Source organism: Croceicoccus sp. YJ47, from assembly GCF_016745095.1.
GTDB lineage: Bacteria > Pseudomonadota > Alphaproteobacteria > Sphingomonadales > Sphingomonadaceae > Croceicoccus.
This window is the reverse complement of record NZ_CP067087.1, coordinates 3111075-3127577: the sequence shown is the minus strand read 5'-3', so window position 1 is coordinate 3127577 and position 16503 is coordinate 3111075. Positions and strand designations below refer to the sequence as shown.

General features: G+C 65.2%; 16 protein-coding genes. 9 read left to right on the top strand and 7 right to left on the bottom strand.

The window, feature by feature from the left end; genetic code table 11:
- The first annotated feature begins 12 nt into the window (after nucleotides 1-12).
- Entirely contained in the window at nucleotides 13-513 is a 501-nt protein-coding gene (locus JD971_RS15265) for a CinA family protein (RefSeq protein ID WP_202084721.1), read from the top strand.
- On the opposite strand, the gene JD971_RS15260 is transcribed toward JD971_RS15265, so the two are convergent.
- Both JD971_RS15260 and lipA read right to left on the bottom strand, forming a co-directional pair.
- A complete protein-coding gene (locus JD971_RS15260; protein WP_202084719.1) occupies nucleotides 474-935 on the bottom strand; it encodes a type II toxin-antitoxin system RatA family toxin in 462 nt (153 codons plus the stop codon). The genes JD971_RS15265 and JD971_RS15260 overlap by 40 nt on opposite strands.
- A 7-nt stretch (nucleotides 936-942) precedes the next feature.
- Nucleotides 943-1917: a lipoyl synthase gene (lipA, locus tag JD971_RS15255; RefSeq protein ID WP_202084717.1), complete on the bottom strand. Its 975-nt coding sequence runs from the start codon at nucleotides 1915-1917 to the stop codon at nucleotides 943-945.
- A 59-nt stretch (nucleotides 1918-1976) separates the two neighbouring features.
- On the opposite strand from lipA, the gene JD971_RS15250 reads away from it, so the two are divergent.
- From JD971_RS15250 to cysK, 3 genes are read left to right on the top strand one after another with little or no spacing between them, the layout of a single operon-like run.
- Nucleotides 1977-2663 (top strand): carbonic anhydrase, encoded by a 687-nt coding sequence (locus tag JD971_RS15250; RefSeq protein ID WP_202084715.1) that lies wholly within the window; start codon nucleotides 1977-1979, stop codon nucleotides 2661-2663.
- A complete protein-coding gene (locus JD971_RS15245) occupies nucleotides 2663-3946 on the top strand; it encodes an MFS transporter (RefSeq protein WP_202084713.1) in 1284 nt (427 codons plus the stop codon). The genes JD971_RS15250 and JD971_RS15245 overlap by 1 nt, the downstream gene beginning before the upstream one ends.
- A 28-nt stretch (nucleotides 3947-3974) precedes the next feature.
- The gene (gene cysK / locus JD971_RS15240) at nucleotides 3975-4898 is read left to right on the top strand and encodes a cysteine synthase A (RefSeq protein ID WP_202084711.1); all 924 of its coding nucleotides are present in this window, start codon (nucleotides 3975-3977) and stop codon (nucleotides 4896-4898) included.
- A gap of 15 nt (nucleotides 4899-4913) precedes the next feature.
- Here cysK and hisI read toward each other — a convergent pair whose 3' ends face one another.
- A complete protein-coding gene (gene hisI, locus JD971_RS15235; protein ID WP_202084709.1) occupies nucleotides 4914-5276 on the bottom strand; it encodes a phosphoribosyl-AMP cyclohydrolase in 363 nt (120 codons plus the stop codon).
- Nucleotides 5277-5581: 305 nt separating this feature from the next.
- Nucleotides 5582-6469, bottom strand: coding sequence for a ComF family protein (locus JD971_RS15230; RefSeq protein WP_236672134.1), 888 nt, complete (start codon nucleotides 6467-6469; stop codon nucleotides 5582-5584).
- Here JD971_RS15230 and JD971_RS15225 point away from each other — a divergent pair.
- Complete coding sequence (locus JD971_RS15225) at nucleotides 6468-7217, top strand: bifunctional 2-polyprenyl-6-hydroxyphenol methylase/3-demethylubiquinol 3-O-methyltransferase UbiG (RefSeq protein ID WP_236672133.1); 750 nt, start codon at nucleotides 6468-6470, stop codon at nucleotides 7215-7217. The two genes, JD971_RS15230 and JD971_RS15225, sit on opposite strands and share 2 nt — an antisense overlap.
- A gap of 1 nt (nucleotide 7218) precedes the next feature.
- Here the strand turns inward: JD971_RS15225 and ppdK are convergent, their stop codons facing one another.
- From ppdK to JD971_RS15210, 3 genes are all read right to left on the bottom strand, one after another.
- Entirely contained in the window at nucleotides 7219-9882 is a 2664-nt protein-coding gene (ppdK, locus tag JD971_RS15220) for a pyruvate, phosphate dikinase (RefSeq protein ID WP_202084703.1), read from the bottom strand.
- A 92-nt stretch (nucleotides 9883-9974) separates the two neighbouring features.
- Nucleotides 9975-12077 carry a glycine--tRNA ligase subunit beta gene (glyS, locus tag JD971_RS15215; RefSeq protein WP_202084701.1) on the bottom strand — a complete coding sequence of 701 codons (2103 nt, stop codon included), beginning with the start codon at nucleotides 12075-12077 and terminating at the stop codon, nucleotides 9975-9977.
- Nucleotides 12074-12982 carry a glycine--tRNA ligase subunit alpha gene (locus JD971_RS15210; RefSeq protein ID WP_236672132.1) on the bottom strand — a complete coding sequence of 303 codons (909 nt, stop codon included), beginning with the start codon at nucleotides 12980-12982 and terminating at the stop codon, nucleotides 12074-12076. Before JD971_RS15210 ends, glyS begins: the two co-directional genes overlap by 4 nt.
- A gap of 150 nt (nucleotides 12983-13132) precedes the next feature.
- On the opposite strand from JD971_RS15210, the gene JD971_RS15205 reads away from it, so the two are divergent.
- From JD971_RS15205 to pth, 4 genes are all read left to right on the top strand, one after another.
- Nucleotides 13133-14077, top strand: a complete 945-nt coding sequence (locus JD971_RS15205; protein WP_202084699.1) for a TraB/GumN family protein — start codon at nucleotides 13133-13135, stop codon at nucleotides 14075-14077.
- Entirely contained in the window at nucleotides 14074-14967 is an 894-nt protein-coding gene (locus tag JD971_RS15200; RefSeq protein WP_202084697.1) for a TraB/GumN family protein, read from the top strand. Before JD971_RS15205 ends, JD971_RS15200 begins: the two co-directional genes overlap by 4 nt.
- 141 nt (nucleotides 14968-15108) lie before the next feature.
- Nucleotides 15109-15804 (top strand): 50S ribosomal protein L25/general stress protein Ctc, encoded by a 696-nt coding sequence (locus JD971_RS15195; protein WP_202084695.1) that lies wholly within the window; start codon nucleotides 15109-15111, stop codon nucleotides 15802-15804.
- Nucleotides 15805-15898: 94 nt separating this feature from the next.
- Nucleotides 15899-16468, top strand: coding sequence for an aminoacyl-tRNA hydrolase (gene pth / locus JD971_RS15190; RefSeq protein ID WP_202084693.1), 570 nt, complete (start codon nucleotides 15899-15901; stop codon nucleotides 16466-16468).
- Nucleotides 16469-16503: the final 35 nt, after the last annotated feature.

The window sequence follows — 16503 nt, the reverse complement described above, 5'->3', positions numbered from 1 at the left end:
AAGGACGATACGATGGATAGCATGCTTTCCTCCGACATTACCGAGCTTGCCCGCCGGGTGGTGGAGGAAAACATCCGGATCGGCCGGACCGTCGCGCTTGCGGAAAGTTGCACCGGCGGGCTCGTCGGTGCCGCGCTCACCGAAATTGCGGGGTCGAGCAAGGTGCTCGAACGCGGCTTCATCACCTATTCCAACGAATCGAAGATGGAACAGCTACAGGTGCCGAGTGATCTTATCGAAACCTTCGGCGCGGTATCGGTGGCCGTCGCCTGGTCCATGGCGCAGGGTGCGCTGGCGGCCTCCCGTGCCGACGTCGCGGTGTCTATAACGGGCATCGCCGGGCCGGAAGGCGGGAGCGAGATGAAGCCGGTTGGCACGGTGGTCTTCGCCCGCGCCATCCGCGGACAGGCGGACGACGAACCGACGGCGGAGCTGAAACGTTTCGACTGCCGGACCCGCGCCGACGTCCGGCATCAGGCGACGCTGTGCGCGCTCGAACTGCTGTTGCCGTAAAGTTCTTCGGCGCGTTTTTCGAACGCGCCCACCATCTTGCGAAACGCGCGGTCGAGATATGTGCCGGCAAGCGCCTCGAAAATCGGGTTCTTGAACGCGAAATCCACGCTGAAATCGATGCGGCAGCTGTCGGGGCCGGTCGGCTCGAAATGCCACAGGTTTTCAAGGTGGCTGAGCGGCCCCTCGATATATTCGACCTTGATGTCGTGCGGCGCATTGCGCGTCACGCGCGAGGTGAACTTTTCACGCAGCGCCTTGAACCCGACCATCATGTCCGCGATCATCACCGTGCCGTCGTCGGATCGCACCCGCGTCGCCACGACCCACGGCAGGAATTGCGGATAGCTTTTCACATCCGCCACCAGCGCAAACATGCGGTCGGCGCTGTAGGGCAGCTCTTTGGATTCTCGAATACTGGGCATCGGTCGTTCAGCGTGCCTTGCGTCCCGGAATTTTCGCAGGCGTCGTCGCGGCCCTGGCGAGCTTCGCCTCGCGCGCGGCGCGCATCTCGGCAAAATCGTCGCCGGCGTGATAGCTCGACCGCGTCAACGGGCTCGACGCGACCTGCAGGAAGCCCTTCGCCCGCGCGATCGCGCCCAGTGCGTCGAACTGCTGCGGCTTGACGAAATCGACGACCTTCGCATGTTTCGGCGTCGGTTGCAGATATTGCCCCATGGTGAGGAAGTCGATGTCGGCGCTTCGCATGTCGTCCATGACCTGATGCACCTCGAGCCGTTCCTCGCCCAGCCCCAGCATGATGCCGGACTTGGTGAAGATCGACGGGTTGCGGTCCTTCACCTCCTCGAGCAGGCGGAGCGAATTGTAATAGCGCGCACCGGGCCGGATCGTAGGATAGAGCCGCGGCACGGTTTCCAGATTGTGGTTGAACACGTCCGGGCCGGCCTCGACGATGGCGGCGATCGCGGCCTTCATCTTGCCGCGGAAATCGGGGGTCAAAATCTCGATCGTGGTGTCGGGCGCGGTGCGGCGCAGCGCCTCGATCACCTTCACGAACTGCCCCGCGCCGCCGTCGGGCAGATCGTCGCGGTCGACCGAGGTGATGACGATATGTTCGAGGCCCAGCGCGGCGGCGGCATCGGCGGTATGCTGCGGCTCGCTCGCATCGACCATGCGCGGCATGCCGGTCTTTACGTTACAGAACGCGCACGCCCGCGTGCACACGTCGCCGAGGATCATCACGGTGGCGTGCTTCTTCGTCCAGCATTCGCCGATATTGGGACAGGCCGCTTCCTCGCACACGGTGTTGAGCTTGAGATCGCGCATGAGCTTGCGCGTTTCGGCGTAGCCCTTGCTCGTGGGCGCCTTCACCCGGATCCAGTCAGGCTTGCGCCGGCGTTCGAGCTGCTGCGGCGAGAGGTCGGAATTTGCTGCGATGTCGTCCATGTCCGCCCACATAGTCGTCCCGCTTGCCACGCGCAATGCTACACGGCAAAGCTAATGGCATGACCGAATCGAGCTCCCGATCGAATGCGCCGTCCGACGCTCTGGCCCACCTCAACGAAGGGTATCGCCGGTTTCGCGAAAAGAACTGGCATCCGCAGCATGAGCGCTGGCGGACGCTGAGCGAGGGCCAGTCGCCCAAGGTCATGATCATCGCCTGCTCCGACAGCCGGGTCGACCCGGCGCAGGTGTTCGATGTCGATCCCGGCGAAATCTTCGTCGTGCGCAATGTTGCCGCCATGGTCCCGCCGTTCGAGACGACGCCCGGCCACCACGGCGTGTCGGCCGCACTCGAATTCGCGGTGCAGGTGTTGCAGGTCGAGGAAATCGTCGTGATGGGCCACGGCATGTGCGGCGGATGCAAGGCCGCGCTCAGCCAGTCGATGCACGGGGCCGAACCCGGCAAGGGCGGCTTCATCGCCGACTGGATTCAGCTTCTCGACGACGCGCGCGACGAAGTTGCGGCCCGTTGCGGCACCGAGGGCCGCACGGCGGAGCGGGAGATGGAACTGGCTGGCGTACGCGTCAGCCTCGCCAATCTGCGCACCTTCCCCTGCGTTCAGAAGCGCGAGGAAGAATTGCGCGAGGGCAAGCCGCGCCTCCGCCTGCGCGGTGCGTTTTTCGCCATATCGGACGGTATCCTGCACTGGCTCGACGAAGAGAGCGACGAGTTCAAGCCCAGCTTCTGATGCAAGACAGAGCGTTGGGTGACGGCGCGGCGCCTGCGCCGCGTCACCCTTATCAGATCCGCGATTACCGGCTTTTCTGGATCTGCCGATTTTCCGGCGTGATCGCCACGCTGTCGATGGTGGTCGTCCTCGGCTGGCAAGTGTACGACATCGCCCGGTCCGATTACGGGATGAGCCGGTCCGTCGCCGCGTTTCAGCTCGGCATTCTGGGCCTGGTGCAGTTCGTGCCGCTGTTCTTGCTCACGCCAGTGGCCGGCCTCGCTGCGGATCGGTTCGACCGGCGCCGGGTCGCGGCCTTGTCGATGGGGATCGACATGCTGGTGGCCGCGGGGCTGGGGCTGGCGACGTGGTTCGAGATTCTCTCGCTGCCGCTACTCTTCGCGCTCGCGGCGCTGCATGGGGTGGCGCGCATATTCCTGGGGCCGGCGCTCAATTCGCTGGCGCCGAATATCGTGCCGGCGGCCATGATCCCGCGCGCAATCGCGATGAATTCGATCGCCTGGCAATTCGCATCCGTACTCGGCCCCGCGGCGGGCGGACTGCTCTATGCCATATTCCCGACGCTTCCCTATATCGTGTCGGTGGGGCTTCTTGCGCTGGGCGCGAGCCTCGTGCTCATGATCAAGCCGTTGCGCAAGCCGGACGTCGACCGCACCGTCCACCCTTGGCGGCAGGTGCGCGACGGGTTGCGTTTCGTGTGGAACGACCGGTTTCTGCTGGGCGCGATTTCGCTCGACCTGTTCGCGGTGCTGCTGGGCGGGGTGACGGCGCTTCTGCCCGTGTTCGCGCGCGACATCCTGCGCGTCGGGCCGGAGGGGCTGGGATGGATGCGTGCGGCGCCCGCGGTGGGGGCCGGTGTCGTCGCGCTCTGGCTTTCGGTCAAGCCGATGGAGCGGAACGTGGGCGTCAAGATGCTCTGGGCCGTGGGAGCCTACGGCCTTGCCACCGCGATCTTCGGGTTCAGCCGCTCTCTGGCGTTCAGCTTGGTCCTGCTTGTCGGGCTGGGGGCGGCGGACATGATCTCGGTCTTCGTGCGCAGTTCGCTTGTGCAGCTCAACACCCCCGATGCCATGCGCGGGCGGGTCTCGTCCATTTCCGGGCTGGCCATATCGGCCTCGAACGAGCTGGGCGAATTGCAGTCCGGCGTGGCCGCGGCGCTCCTCGGCGCGACGGGGGCGGTAATCTTCGGCGGGGCGGGCGCGGTGCTGGTCACGCTGATCTGGGCGATGGCTTTTCCGGAACTAAAGAACGCGCGGACCTTTGCTCCGGCATATCGCGAATAAAACGCATCCCATCCTGAAAGGAGCCGCCATGAAGGCCAACAGCGTCCTCGAAACCATCGGCAATACCCCGCATATCCGCCTGTCGCGGCTTTTCCCCGATCACGAGGTGTGGGTGAAATCGGAACGCGCGAACCCCGGCGGATCGATCAAGGATCGCATCGCGCTCGCCATGGTCGAGGCGGCGGAGGCCGACGGCCGGCTGAAGCCCGGCGGCACCATCATCGAGCCGACATCGGGCAATACCGGCGTCGGCCTCGCCATGGTCGCGGCGGTCAAGGGCTACAAGCTGGTGCTCGTCATGCCGGAATCGATGTCGATCGAGCGGCGCCGCCTGATGCTGGCCTATGGGGCGAGCTTCGACCTCACCGCGAAGGAGGGCGGCATGAAAGGTGCCATCGAACGCGCCCGCGAGCTGGTGGAGCAAACCGAAGGTGCATGGATGCCGCAGCAATTCGACAACCCTGCCAATGTCGATGTGCACGTCCGCACCACGTCGCAGGAAATCCTGACCGATTTTGCCGACACGCCGATCGATGCGATGATCACGGGCGTGGGAACGGGCGGCCATATCACCGGCTGTGCCGAAGCGTTGAAGAAGCATTGGCCCAATATGAAGGCCTATGCCGTCGAGCCTGCGCTTTCCCCCGTGATTTCGGGCGGACAGCCGGGTCCCCACCCGTTGCAGGGGATCGGCGCCGGCTTCATTCCGAACAATCTGCACACCCGCGCCATCGACGGCGCGATCCAGGTGGACGCGGACACGGCAAAGGACATGGCGCGTCAGTGCGCCAGCGTCGAAGGGTTGCTCGTCGGCCTGAGTTCGGGCGCCACGCTCGCCGCCATTGCGAAAAAGCTGCCCGAAATGGATGCGGGCACGCGCGTTCTCGGTTTCAATTACGACACGGGCGAGCGTTATCTGTCCGTCCCCGACTTCCTCCCGACCGAGGCATAAGCCCGGCGGCCCGGTTCACTCCGCGACGGGTTCCAGCCCGTCGTCGGTAACCCGGCGATAGAAACAGCTTTGCGCGTTGGTGTGGCATGCCGGCCCCGCCGCATCGACGCGCAACACCAGGCAATCCTGATCGCAATCGACGAGCAGGTCGACAAGGCGGAGCGTATGGCCGGACGTCTCGCCCTTCTTCCACAGCGATTTGCGCGAACGCGACCAGAAATGCGCAAAGCCCGTCTCCCGCGTGAGCCGCAGCGCCTCCGTATTCATATGCGCAACCATCAACACCGCGTTATCGCCCGCATCGACACACACCGCGGTGATCAGGCCATCGGCATTGAAACGCGGTTCAAATCGCGTGGTCGTCTCGATTGAGGGCATGGATGGCTCCGTATTCTGCGTCATAAGTGGTGATGTTGCACTGTTGCGTAGTGGTCACAGTGACGACTCATATTCCTGTGCCTATGCGCCTGCCCCCTTTTCAAATGTGTTGCAACCACACAAGATGACCATGGCTTGAGGGAGCCAGTCCGCTTCGGCGGGTTCAGGGAAAATGGCAGGTTCGGGGGGATCTGCCAGGGTGAAGATCTTGCGACAGGCTCGGGATAAAATCCCTTGCAGCCGGAATGAGATCATCGTCACGTAAACGCCCGGAGCCGTTTCGGTTCCGGGCGTTTTTCGTCGGCTCACCCCTCGCCCGATCGCGTCCGCGCGTAGCACGCGACGTGGACCGCCCCGGCCCCCGCGGCTTTCAGGACCCGGACGCATTCCCCGGTCGTCGCGCCGGTGGTGAAAACGTCGTCGACCAGAATCACCGGGCGATTCGCAAGCAATGCCGCGTGGCGCGGGTTCGCCCGGATCGAGCCTGCGACCATGGCCCGGCGCTGTGCCGCATCCATCCCGCCGAGCGGCGTCGTACGCCGCACCCGTTCGAGCGCGTCGGGCACGAGCGAGAGCGCTTTGGCCCGCGCGATCGCACGACCGAGCAGCGCAGCCTGGTTATAACCGCGCTTCCACAGGCGCCAGCGATGCAGCGGCACCGGCGCGATGATCGTATCGCGCGAAAAATCGGGCAGACGCGCCGCGATCTGCCGACCCAGCATATCGGCAAGCGCCATCCGCCCCCCATATTTGAGCGAAAGGATGAGATCCTTCGAAACGGGACCGTAAAACGTCGCGGCGGTCATCCCGTCATGCTCGGGCGGGTCGTGCAGGCATGCCGCGCATTGGGCATCGTTGCCGAGCGTGTTTTCCGAAAATGGATATTGGCACGTCGCGCAGGCCGGCGAACCGGGCCGCTCCACCATTCCGAAACAGTCCGGGCAAAGCGCATCGACCGTTCCGAAGCCGCCGCCATCGACCGGATCGCCGCATGCCGGGCAACGCGGCGGATAGGCAAAATCGATGATCGGGGCGATGATCTGGTGCAGCGACATGCGCGCCATCCTGCCCGCGGTCACGTCATTGGGCAAGCTTGTCAGAACCGCGCCGAGCGGGCAGGACGCGCCCATGACCGACAACGCCCCTCCCCGCATCTTCGCGCCGTCGCGCCGCATCGCTGCCCGCCAACGCATGGCCCGGCTTCGCCAGAATGGCCCGGTCGCACAAACGATCGCGCGCGAAATGGCAGCCGATGCGATCGACAGGATCGGTTTCGTGCGCGGCGATTTCGGTCGGGCTCTCGTCATCGGCGACACGACGGGCCGCCTTTCGCACGACCTTGCCGCGCGGGGCACGCAGGTGACGCGTGCAGACCCGGCGCCGGGCCTCGCCGATATGCATCTCGACGAGGAACGCCCCCTGCCCGGCGGGCCCTATGACCTTATCGTGTCGCTCGGGCTGCTCGATACGGTGAATGATTTGCCCGGTGCGCTCATCCTGATGCGGCGGGCGTTGCATGCGGGCGGGCTGATGATCGGGAGTTTTCTCGGCGCGGGAAGCCTGCCTGTCTTGCGCGAGGCGATGGCCGCGGCCGATGCCGACCGCCCGGCCCCGCGCATCCATCCGCAGGTGGACGTACGGGCCGCGGGGCAATTGATGAACCGGCTGGGCTTCGAAAGCCCGGTGGTCGACGGCTGGCACTTCGAGGTTGCGTTCGATTCGCTCGATCAGCTGGTCGGCGATCTTCGGGCACAGGCCGCGGGCAATGTCCTGCGCAATGCGGGGCCGCCGCTGGGGAAGGCGGCGCTGCTACGGGCCCGCGATGCGTTCGCCGAACATGCCGACGACAGCGGCAAGATCCACGAACGGTTCGAGATCGTGACGCTAAGCGGATGGAGCGCGGCACCGCAGGGCGGGCCGCGCTCCATCCCGCCGCAATAAGTCAGCCCAGCGCCGCCTGCGCCGCGGCGAGCCGCGCGATCGGCACGCGATAGGGCGAGGCCGACACGTAATCGAGCCGCTGCTTCTCGCAGAACGCGATGGAGGCAGGGTCGCCGCCATGTTCGCCGCAAATGCCGAGCTTGATACCGGCGCGCTCCGCCCGTCCGCGTTCCGCGGCGAGTTCGACGAGTTGCCCCACCCCTTCGATGTCGAGGCTGACGAAAGGATCGCGCGGGTAGATGCCCCGGTCGACATAGGGGCCGAGGAAACGCGAGGCATCGTCCCGCGACACGCCCAGCGTCGTCTGCGTCAGATCGTTGGTGCCGAAGGAGAAGAATTCGCCCTCCTTCGCAATTTCGCCCGCCATCAGTGCGGCCCGCGGCAATTCGATCATCGTGCCGACGAGATAGGCGATGGTCTGGCCTTTTTCCTCGAACACGGTTTTGGCCACGCGGTCGGTTAACGTTTTCAGGATCTGCAATTCGCGCCGCGTCGCGACCAGCGGAATCATGATTTCGGGCAACGGCGCCTCGCCGCTATCCTCCGCAACGGCAAGCGCCGCCTCGAATATGGCGCGGACCTGCATCTCGTAGATTTCGGGAAACGTAATGCCGAGCCTGCAACCGCGGTGGCCCAGCATCGGGTTCGCCTCGTGCAGTTCGCCCGCACGCCGCTTGAGGTGATCGGCGCCATATCCGGTCGCATTCGCGAGGTCGTCGAATTCCTCGTCTCGCGTGGGCAGGAATTCGTGCAGCGGCGGATCGAGAAGGCGGATCGTCACGGGCAGCCCCGCCATCTCGGTAAAGATGGAGACGAAATCGCTGCGCTGTTCGGGAAGCAGCTGGTCGAGCGCCTTGCGCCGTCCCGCCTCGTCCTCGGCCAGGATCATCTGCCGCACGAGGCTGATCCTCGCGGCGTCGAAGAACATGTGCTCGGTCCGGCAAAGGCCGATGCCCTCGGCGCCGAACTGCCGCGCCATGCGGCAATCCTCCGGCGTTTCGGCATTCGCGCGCACCTTCATCCGGCGCATCGTGTCGGCCCATTCCATCAAGGTGGCGAAATCGCCGACCAGTTCCGGCTCGATCGTCGGAACAGCGCCCTTCATCACCTGCCCGTTCGCCCCGTCGAGCGTGATGATGTCGCCTTCCTTCAATTCCTCGCCATTGATGCGGGCGATCTTCGTCTGCCGGTCGATGGACAGCGCCGACGCGCCCGATACGCACGGGCGGCCCATGCCGCGCGCCACGACGGCCGCGTGGCTGGTCATGCCGCCGCGCGCGGTCAGGATGCCCTTGGCCGCGTGCATTCCGTGAATATCCTCGGGACTGGTTTCCACGCGGACGAGCACGACATCCTCGCCGCGGCTCGCCATTGTTTCCGCCGTGTCGGCATCGAACACCACCTTGCCCGATGCGGCGCCCGGCGATGCGGGGAGCCCGGTGGTCAGCACGTCGCGCGGCGCATCGGGGTCGAGCGTGGGGTGCAGAAGCTGATCGAGCGCCATCGGGTCGATGCGGCGGACGGCATCGGACTGATCGATCAGCCCTTCGTTCACCATGTCGACCGCCATTTTCAGCGCGGCGCGTGCGGTCCGCTTGCCGGTGCGGGTCTGCAACATCCACAGCTTGCCCTGCTGCACCGTGAATTCGATGTCCTGCATGTCGCGATAATGGTTTTCGAGCAGCGCGAACACGCGCTCCAGCTCGCCATAGGCATCGGGCATCGCCTCTTCCATCGAGGGGAGCGTCGCGCCCGCGCTTTCGCGCGCCGATTTGGTCAGATATTGCGGGGTACGAATGCCGGCGACGACATCCTCACCCTGCGCATTGACGAGCCATTCGCCGTAATAATTGCGCACCCCTGTCGCAGGGTCGCGGGTGAAGGCCACGCCGGTGGCGCTGGTGTCGCCCATATTCCCGAACACCATGGCCTGCACGTTGACGGCGGTGCCCCATTCGGACGATATGCCATTGATCCGGCGGTAGATTTTGGCGCGCTCCGCATCCCAGCTTCCGAACACGGCGGCGATCGCGCCCCACAATTGTTCGTGCACATCCATCGGGAACGGCCGGCCCAGCTCGCGCTCGGCAATCGCCTTGTATTGCGAGACGAGCGCTTTCCAGTCTTCGGCCGTCATCTCAATATCGTTGAGGAAGCCCTTGTCTTCCTTCGCGATTTCGAGAGCTTCCTCGAACAGGCCGTGGTCGAGACCGAGCACGACGTCGGAATACATCTGGATAAAACGGCGGTAGCTGTCCCAGGCGAATCGTTCGTCACCCGAAATCGCGGCCAGCCCGGCGACCGTCTCGTCGTTGAGGCCGAGATTGAGGACCGTGTCCATCATCCCCGGCATCGAAACGCGCGCGCCCGACCGCACGGAAACGAGCAGCGGATCCTGCGCATCGCCAAAGGATTTTCCGACCGTCCGCTCGATATGGTTCAGCGCATCTGCGACACTGGAGCGCAATTCGTCCGAAAAATTCGCACCCTCGGCCAGGTATTTGATGCACATCTCGGTCGTGATGGTGAAACCGGGCGGAACCGGCAGGCCGATGGACGCCATCTCCGCGAGATCTGCGCCCTTGCCGCCGGTAATCGTCTTGTCCCGTGCGCGCGGGTCGTCGGAAACGGCGCCGCCGCCGAATGTGTAGACATATTGCGTCATAAAGTCTGTGCCCCCCGGATAATCGTGCCGCAACCGCGAAGATTTTCGCATCTTGCGTTTAACAATCGCATGAAAGTGACCCTAAAGCGGTCTTAACCCTCGATGCGGGAAAAGTCTGCAACCTTGTGCACCGCAGCACGAAACCTGTCCAGAAGGGTCAGCCGTGCCTGCCGCTTTGCCGGATCGTCGTCATTGACGGTCACGCTGTCGAAGAACGCATCGATCGGCGCCCGCAGCGAGGCCAGCGCATCCATCGCGCTTTCGAAATCCTCGTGCGCGATGGCGGTTTCGGCCTTCGGTTCGGCGGTGTCGAGCGCATCGGCAAGCGCCTTTTCTGCCGGCTCACGCTCGTAGGACGGCTCCTGCTTTTCGCGGGCCCGTTCGGCAACGATCGGGCCGAGATCGGGATCGTCGACCAGCGCCAGCGGATCTTCCTCCCCCGTTCGCGCGGTTCGATTTTCGGGAGCCTCGAACCCTTCCTTCTTCAGGATGTTCGCGGCGCGCTTGTAGGCGGCGAGCAGGTTTTGCCCGTCCTCGCTGCCCATATAAGTTTGCAATGCGTTCACGCGAGATAGAAGTCGTACGAGGTCGTCTTCGTTCCCGAGCGAGAAGACCGCGTCGATGAGATCGTGGCGAACGCCGGCCTCGCGCTGCTGCACCTTCAATCGGTCGGCGAAGAAATCGAGCAGGTCGCCCGACGCAATGCCGAGCCGAAGCCCGTTTTCCGTCACGATCCTGACCACGCCGAGTGCGGCCCGGCGCAAGGCGAAGGGGTCTTTCGAACCGGTCGGCTTCTCGTCGATCTCGAAAAAGCTGCGCAGATTATCGAGCTTATCCGCCAGCGCGACCGCCACCGTCACCGGCGCGGTAGGCACCTCGTCCCCCTGCCCCGCGGGCTTGTAATGATCGCGGATTGCATCGGCGACGCGGTCGTTCAAACCTTCGGCACGGGAGTAATACCCGCCCATAAGCCCCTGTAATTCCGGAAATTCTCCGACCATTTCGGTGACGAGGTCGGCCTTGGCCAGCCGCGCGGCCTGCTCCGCCTCGTCGGGGTCGGCATCCTTCACGATGCCCTCGGTCACGAGCCAGCGGGCGAGCGTCGCCACCCGCTCCACCTTGTCCGCGACGGTGCCGAGTTTTTCGTGGAAGGTGATGCGCCCCAGCCCCTCGGCGTGTTCGGCGAGCGTCTTTTTCCGGTCCTGTTCCCAGAAGAAGCGCGCGTCCGACAGCCGCGCGGCCAGAACCTTGCGATTGCCGTCGGTGATCGCGGCGCCATTGTCGGCCGCCTCGATATTCGCGGTGCACACGAACGCGTTGGCGAGCGTGCCGCCCTCCTCGCACACGAAATATTTCTGATTCGTGCGGGCGGTGAGCTGGATGACCTCGGGCGGCACGGCGAGGAATTCCGCGTCGAACCGGCCGAGCAGCGGCACCGGCCATTCGGTCAGTCCCGCATTTTCGACGACCAGCCCCTCATCCTCGACCAGCGTGAGGCCGGCGTCCGATGCGGCCTGCTGCGCGCGTTCGCGGATGATCGCCTCGCGTTCCTCGTGGTCGACGATGACGTGGCATGCGCGAAGCTTGCCCGCGTAATCGTCCGCGCCGCCGATGGTGATGGGGCCGTCGTGATGGAAACGATGACCCATGGTGGCAAAACCGCTGGCGATGCCCTCAACGTCGCACGGCACCAGATCCTCGCCCAGAATGGCGACGATTCCCGACAACGGCCGGACCCAGCGGAGGCTTTCGGTGGAGAGCGATGCTGCGCCCCAGCGCATGGATTTTGGCCAGGGAAACGCGCGGATGATGGCCGGAATCGCCTCGGACAGCACGTCGGCGACGGCCCGGCCCGGAATGTCGCGCACCGCGAACCAGGTCTTGCGGCCCTTCACCTCGCGCAGTTGCAAGTCATCGCGGGTCACGCCATTCTTGCGGCAGAACCCGTCGATGGCGGCATCGGGCGCGCCTTCGGGCGGGCCTTTCGCCTCTTCGGAGACGGCCTGCGTTTCTGTCGGCAAGTCCCGCGCGATCAGCGCGAGGCGCCGCGGCGTGGACCATACGGTGACATCGCCATGGGATACGCCGGCGCCGTCCATCTCGGCGCGGAACAGGCGTTCAAGGTCGCGGCGCGCGCCGGCCTGCATCCGCGCGGGAATTTCCTCGCACCTGAGTTCGAGCAGAAATTCACTCATGCGCTCCACTCCGGATAGGCGTCGGCCCAGCGATCGGCATTCTTCTCCATATGCGCCTCGCACGACCCGCGGGCGAGATCGCGGACCTGCGCCATGTAGCTGGCTCGCTCCTGCACGCTGATCACGCCGCGGGCCTGCAACAGGTTGAAGATATGGCTGGCCTCGATCGCCTGTTCATAGGCGGGAATGGGGAGTTTCGCGTCGAGGCAATTGCGGCACTCGGCCACGGCCTTGCGGAACAGGTCGAACAGCGCATCGGTGTCGGCAACCTCGAAGTTCCAGGTCGACATCTGCCGTTCATTGTCGAGGAACACGTCGCCATAGGTCGTGCCGCGCCCGTCAAAACCGAGGTCGTAGACGTTATCGACCCCCTGAATATACATGGCCAGCCGTTCGAGCCCGTAGGTCAGCTCACCCGCGACGGGTTTGCAGTCATAGCCGCCCATCTGCTGAAAATAGGTGAACTGCGTGACCTCCATCCCGTCGCACCACACTTCCCAGCCCAGCCCCCATGCGCCCAGTGTCGGGCTTTCCCAGTCGTCCTCGACAAAGCGGATATCGTGCTTGAGCGGGTCGATCCCGATGGCCCGCAGGCTTTCCAGATACAGCTCCTGCAGATTGGCGGGGCTGGGTTTCAGGATCACCTGATACTGGTAATAATGTTGAAGGCGGTTCGGGTTCTCGCCGTATCGTCCGTCCGTCGGGCGGCGGCACGGCTGCACGAAAGCGGCGTTCCACGGCTCCGGCCCCAGCGCGCGCAGCGTGGTGGCGGTGTGGAACGTGCCCGCCCCCATCCGCATGTCATAAGGTTGCAGGATCAGGCAGCCATTCGCGCTCCAGTAATCGTGGAGCGTGAGGATCATGTCCTGAAAGCTGGTCTTGGGGTCTCGTTCGGGCGTCGTCATGGTGCCGCCGCAATGGCGAAGCGCTCCCGCAGCGTCAACAATTTCGGACCGGTCCGCCCCTTGAATTTAATGCCCGCACCGGCAATCTGACACGACGAAGGCGGGGTCGAGGGGGCGCTGCTTTACAAACCGGGATGATATTTCATGCGAATGCCACGTTTCCTCCGCCCGCTTGTCGCCATTCTGCCGCCGCTGCTCGCCGGCTGTGCGACCGCGCCCGCCGAACCGGTCGGCGTCGCCCCTGCGCAAAGCGTGGAGGCGCCGGAGACCGCGCCGCTCGACCGGCAGAACGCCACCCCGGCCCTGTGGAAATTGTCGGACGAGGATACGACGATCTACCTGTTCGGCACGATGCATGTCATAAAGCCGGACCTCGCATGGTTCGACGGGCCGGTCGCCGACGCTTTTGCCAATAGCGACGAGGTCATGCTGGAAATCGTGCAGCCGAGCGAGGCCGAAGCGGCCGAGGCCGTCGGCGGCTCTGCCATGTTGCCCGAGGGGCAGACACTGTCCGCGATGCTGACCCCGCCGCAGCGCGAGAAGCTTGTCGCCGCCTCGCAAGGGAGCGGCGTGCCGATGGCCGCGATCGACCGGATGCAGCCGTGGTTCGCCGCCACCATGATGACGATCGCCTATGGTCAGAAGCTGGGCTATTCGCCGGCCTCGGGCGGGGAGCAGGTGCTGACCCGTGCGGCCAAGGAGAATGGCAAGCCGGTATCGGGGCTCGAAACCTTCCGCCAGCAGATCGGCTTTTTCGATAGCATGTCATCCGACGCGCAGATCGCGTTCCTGATGGCGACGATCGACGCGCCCGACGCGATGGCCGCCGATCTGGAACGGATGGAGCGCGCATGGGCGATGGGCGACATCGTCGATACCGCGGCGCTGCTCAACGAAGGCTTCGAGGACAATCCGCAGGTGAAGACGCTGCTTCTCGATCGCCGCAATGCCGACTGGGCACGGCAGATCGACGCGCGCATGGACCGGCCCGGCACCGTGTTCATCGCGGTGGGCGCCGGCCATCTCGCGGGTGAGAACAGCGTGCAGGACGCACTGGCGAAGCGCGGGCTCACCGTCGAGCGGATCGCGTATTGACGATTCCCGCGACGGGGCGCTGGCGGGCGTGGCTATGCGCGCTGCTGCTGTGCGCGCTGTCATCGACGCTCGCGGCGTGCGGTGGCCCTCGGGTCGAGGCGAACCCCGCGCTCTGGCGGATCGAGGATGAGGCCGGGCGGACGGCGGGTTGGCTGTTCGGGACTGTGCATGCCCTGCCCGCCGATGTGGACTGGCGCCGCGAAGGGCTGAAGCGTGTCATCGCGGATGCGGGCATGCTGGTGGTGGAGGTGCGCGCACTCGACGATACGGCGGCCATCGCGGGCGCCATGGCGGCGCTCGGCAGGACCGAGGGGCTGCCCCCGCTGTCCCGCCGGATCCCTGCGCGCGACCGCCCTGCCCTCGCCGCGCTTTTCGAGCGGGCGGATATCGAGCCGGGCGCCTTTCGCGATGTCGAGACCTGGGCCGCGGCCCTGTCCGTGTCGTCCGCATTGTCGCGGGAGGCGGGCAACGATAGCGGCGCGGGCACCGATCGCGCGCTGCTCGACGCGTTCGACGGGCGGCCGGTCGCCGGGCTCGAAACCGCGGGCGAGCAGCTCGCCATCTTCGACCGGCTTGACGAGGATGCACAGCTTGCCCTGCTGCGGAGCATGTGGGAGGCGCCCGACGATGACGGCGCGATGCTCGATGCGTGGATGCGCGGCGACGCGGCGACGCTCACCCGCATATTGGAGCAGGGCCTTGCCGCCGATGCGGACCTGCGCACGGCCTTGCTGGTCAATCGGAACAGGCGCTGGATCACGCAGATCGAACCGTTGCTGTCGGATGGGCGCAGGCCGCTGATCGCGGTGGGCGCGGGGCATATGGGCGGGGCCGACGGGTTGATCGCGATGCTCCGCGCACGCGGATGGCGGGTCGTGCGCGCGGATTGATCGGGGCGCACGATCCCGCGCGGCGCTTGCATTCGCCGCGCAGAGCCGCTACGCGCCCGCCTTCGCATCGGCACATGGTCATCCCTGGAGGCGCGTGCCGCGCGAGTTGAACCAACAAGCTTTATACAAAGGTCTAGGATTATGAGCGATCAGCTTACCCTGGCGGCCGAAAAGCGCGAACGGGCAGGCAAGGGAGCCTCCCGTGCCCTGCGCCGCGAAGGTCGCGTTCCCGCCGTCGTCTACGGTGGCAAGGAAGAACCGCAGCCCATCCACGTCGAGGAACGTGCGCTGGTGAAACTGCTGGACACCGGCCACTTCATGAACTCGATCGTGATGGTCGAAATCGACGGCAAGAAGCTGCGCACCCTGCCCAAGGACGTCGCCCTTCACCCGGTTCGCGATACGCCGACCCATGTCGATTTCTTCCGCCTTGCCAAGGATGCGAAGGTCGATGTGAACGTGCCCGTCGTCTTCGTGAACGAAGAAGCGGCCCCCGGTCTCAAGCGTGGCGGCGTGCTCAACGTCGTGCGCCACGAGCTGGAACTGGTTTGCGACGCCGATCACATCCCTGACCAGATCGAAATCGACGTCACCGGCCTCGAAATCGGCGATTCGATCCACATCAGCCACGTGAAGCTGCCCAAGGGTTCGGAAAGCGCGATCACCGACCGCGACTTCACCATCGCGACCGTTGTGGCGCCTTCGGCTCTCAAGAAGGCCGATGGCGAAGAAGGCTCGGATCAGACCGGCGCCGGCATGGAAGCGGGCGAAACCGCCGCGACCGAGCAGGGTCCGGACGACGATGCCGCCAAGGAACAGGAAGAAAAGAGCGCCTGAACGCGTTCTCGCTTTCTGGCGATACGAAACGCCGGCCGTGCCACGTGCAAGGCCGGCGTTTTGCTTTCGGCCCCGGCTGGGATAGGGAAACGCCATGCAATTATGGACAGGCCTTGGCAATCCGGGCGCCAAATATGCGCTCAACCGGCACAATGTCGGGTTCATGGCGCTCGACACCATCGCCGACATGCATGACTTCGGCCCGGTGCAGAAGAAATTCTCCGGCTGGTTGCAAGAAGGCCGCATCGGCACGCAGCGTGTCCTCCTCCTGAAACCCGCGACCTACATGAACGAGAGCGGACGTTCGGTCGCCGAGGCGATGCGGTTCTACAAGCTGGAGCTGGACGCGCTCACCGTCTTTCACGATGAGCTCGATCTCGACCCCATGCGCGTGAAGGTGAAGCAGGGCGGCGGCACGGCGGGCCATAACGGGCTGCGCAGCATCGACAGCCATCTCTGCCGCGAATTTGCCCGCGTGCGGCTCGGCATCGGGCATCCCGGATCCAAGGACCGCGTCACCGGCCATGTCCTCGGCAATTATGCCAAGGCGGAGATGGACGATCTTGCCGCGATGCTCGGCGCTGTCGCGGCGGAGGCGGAATGGCTGGCCAAGGGCGATGGCGAGCGGTTCATGAAAAACGTCGCCATGCGGCTGAACGGCTGAGGCATCACGAACGCGGGTTCGGCCGCAATATCTGT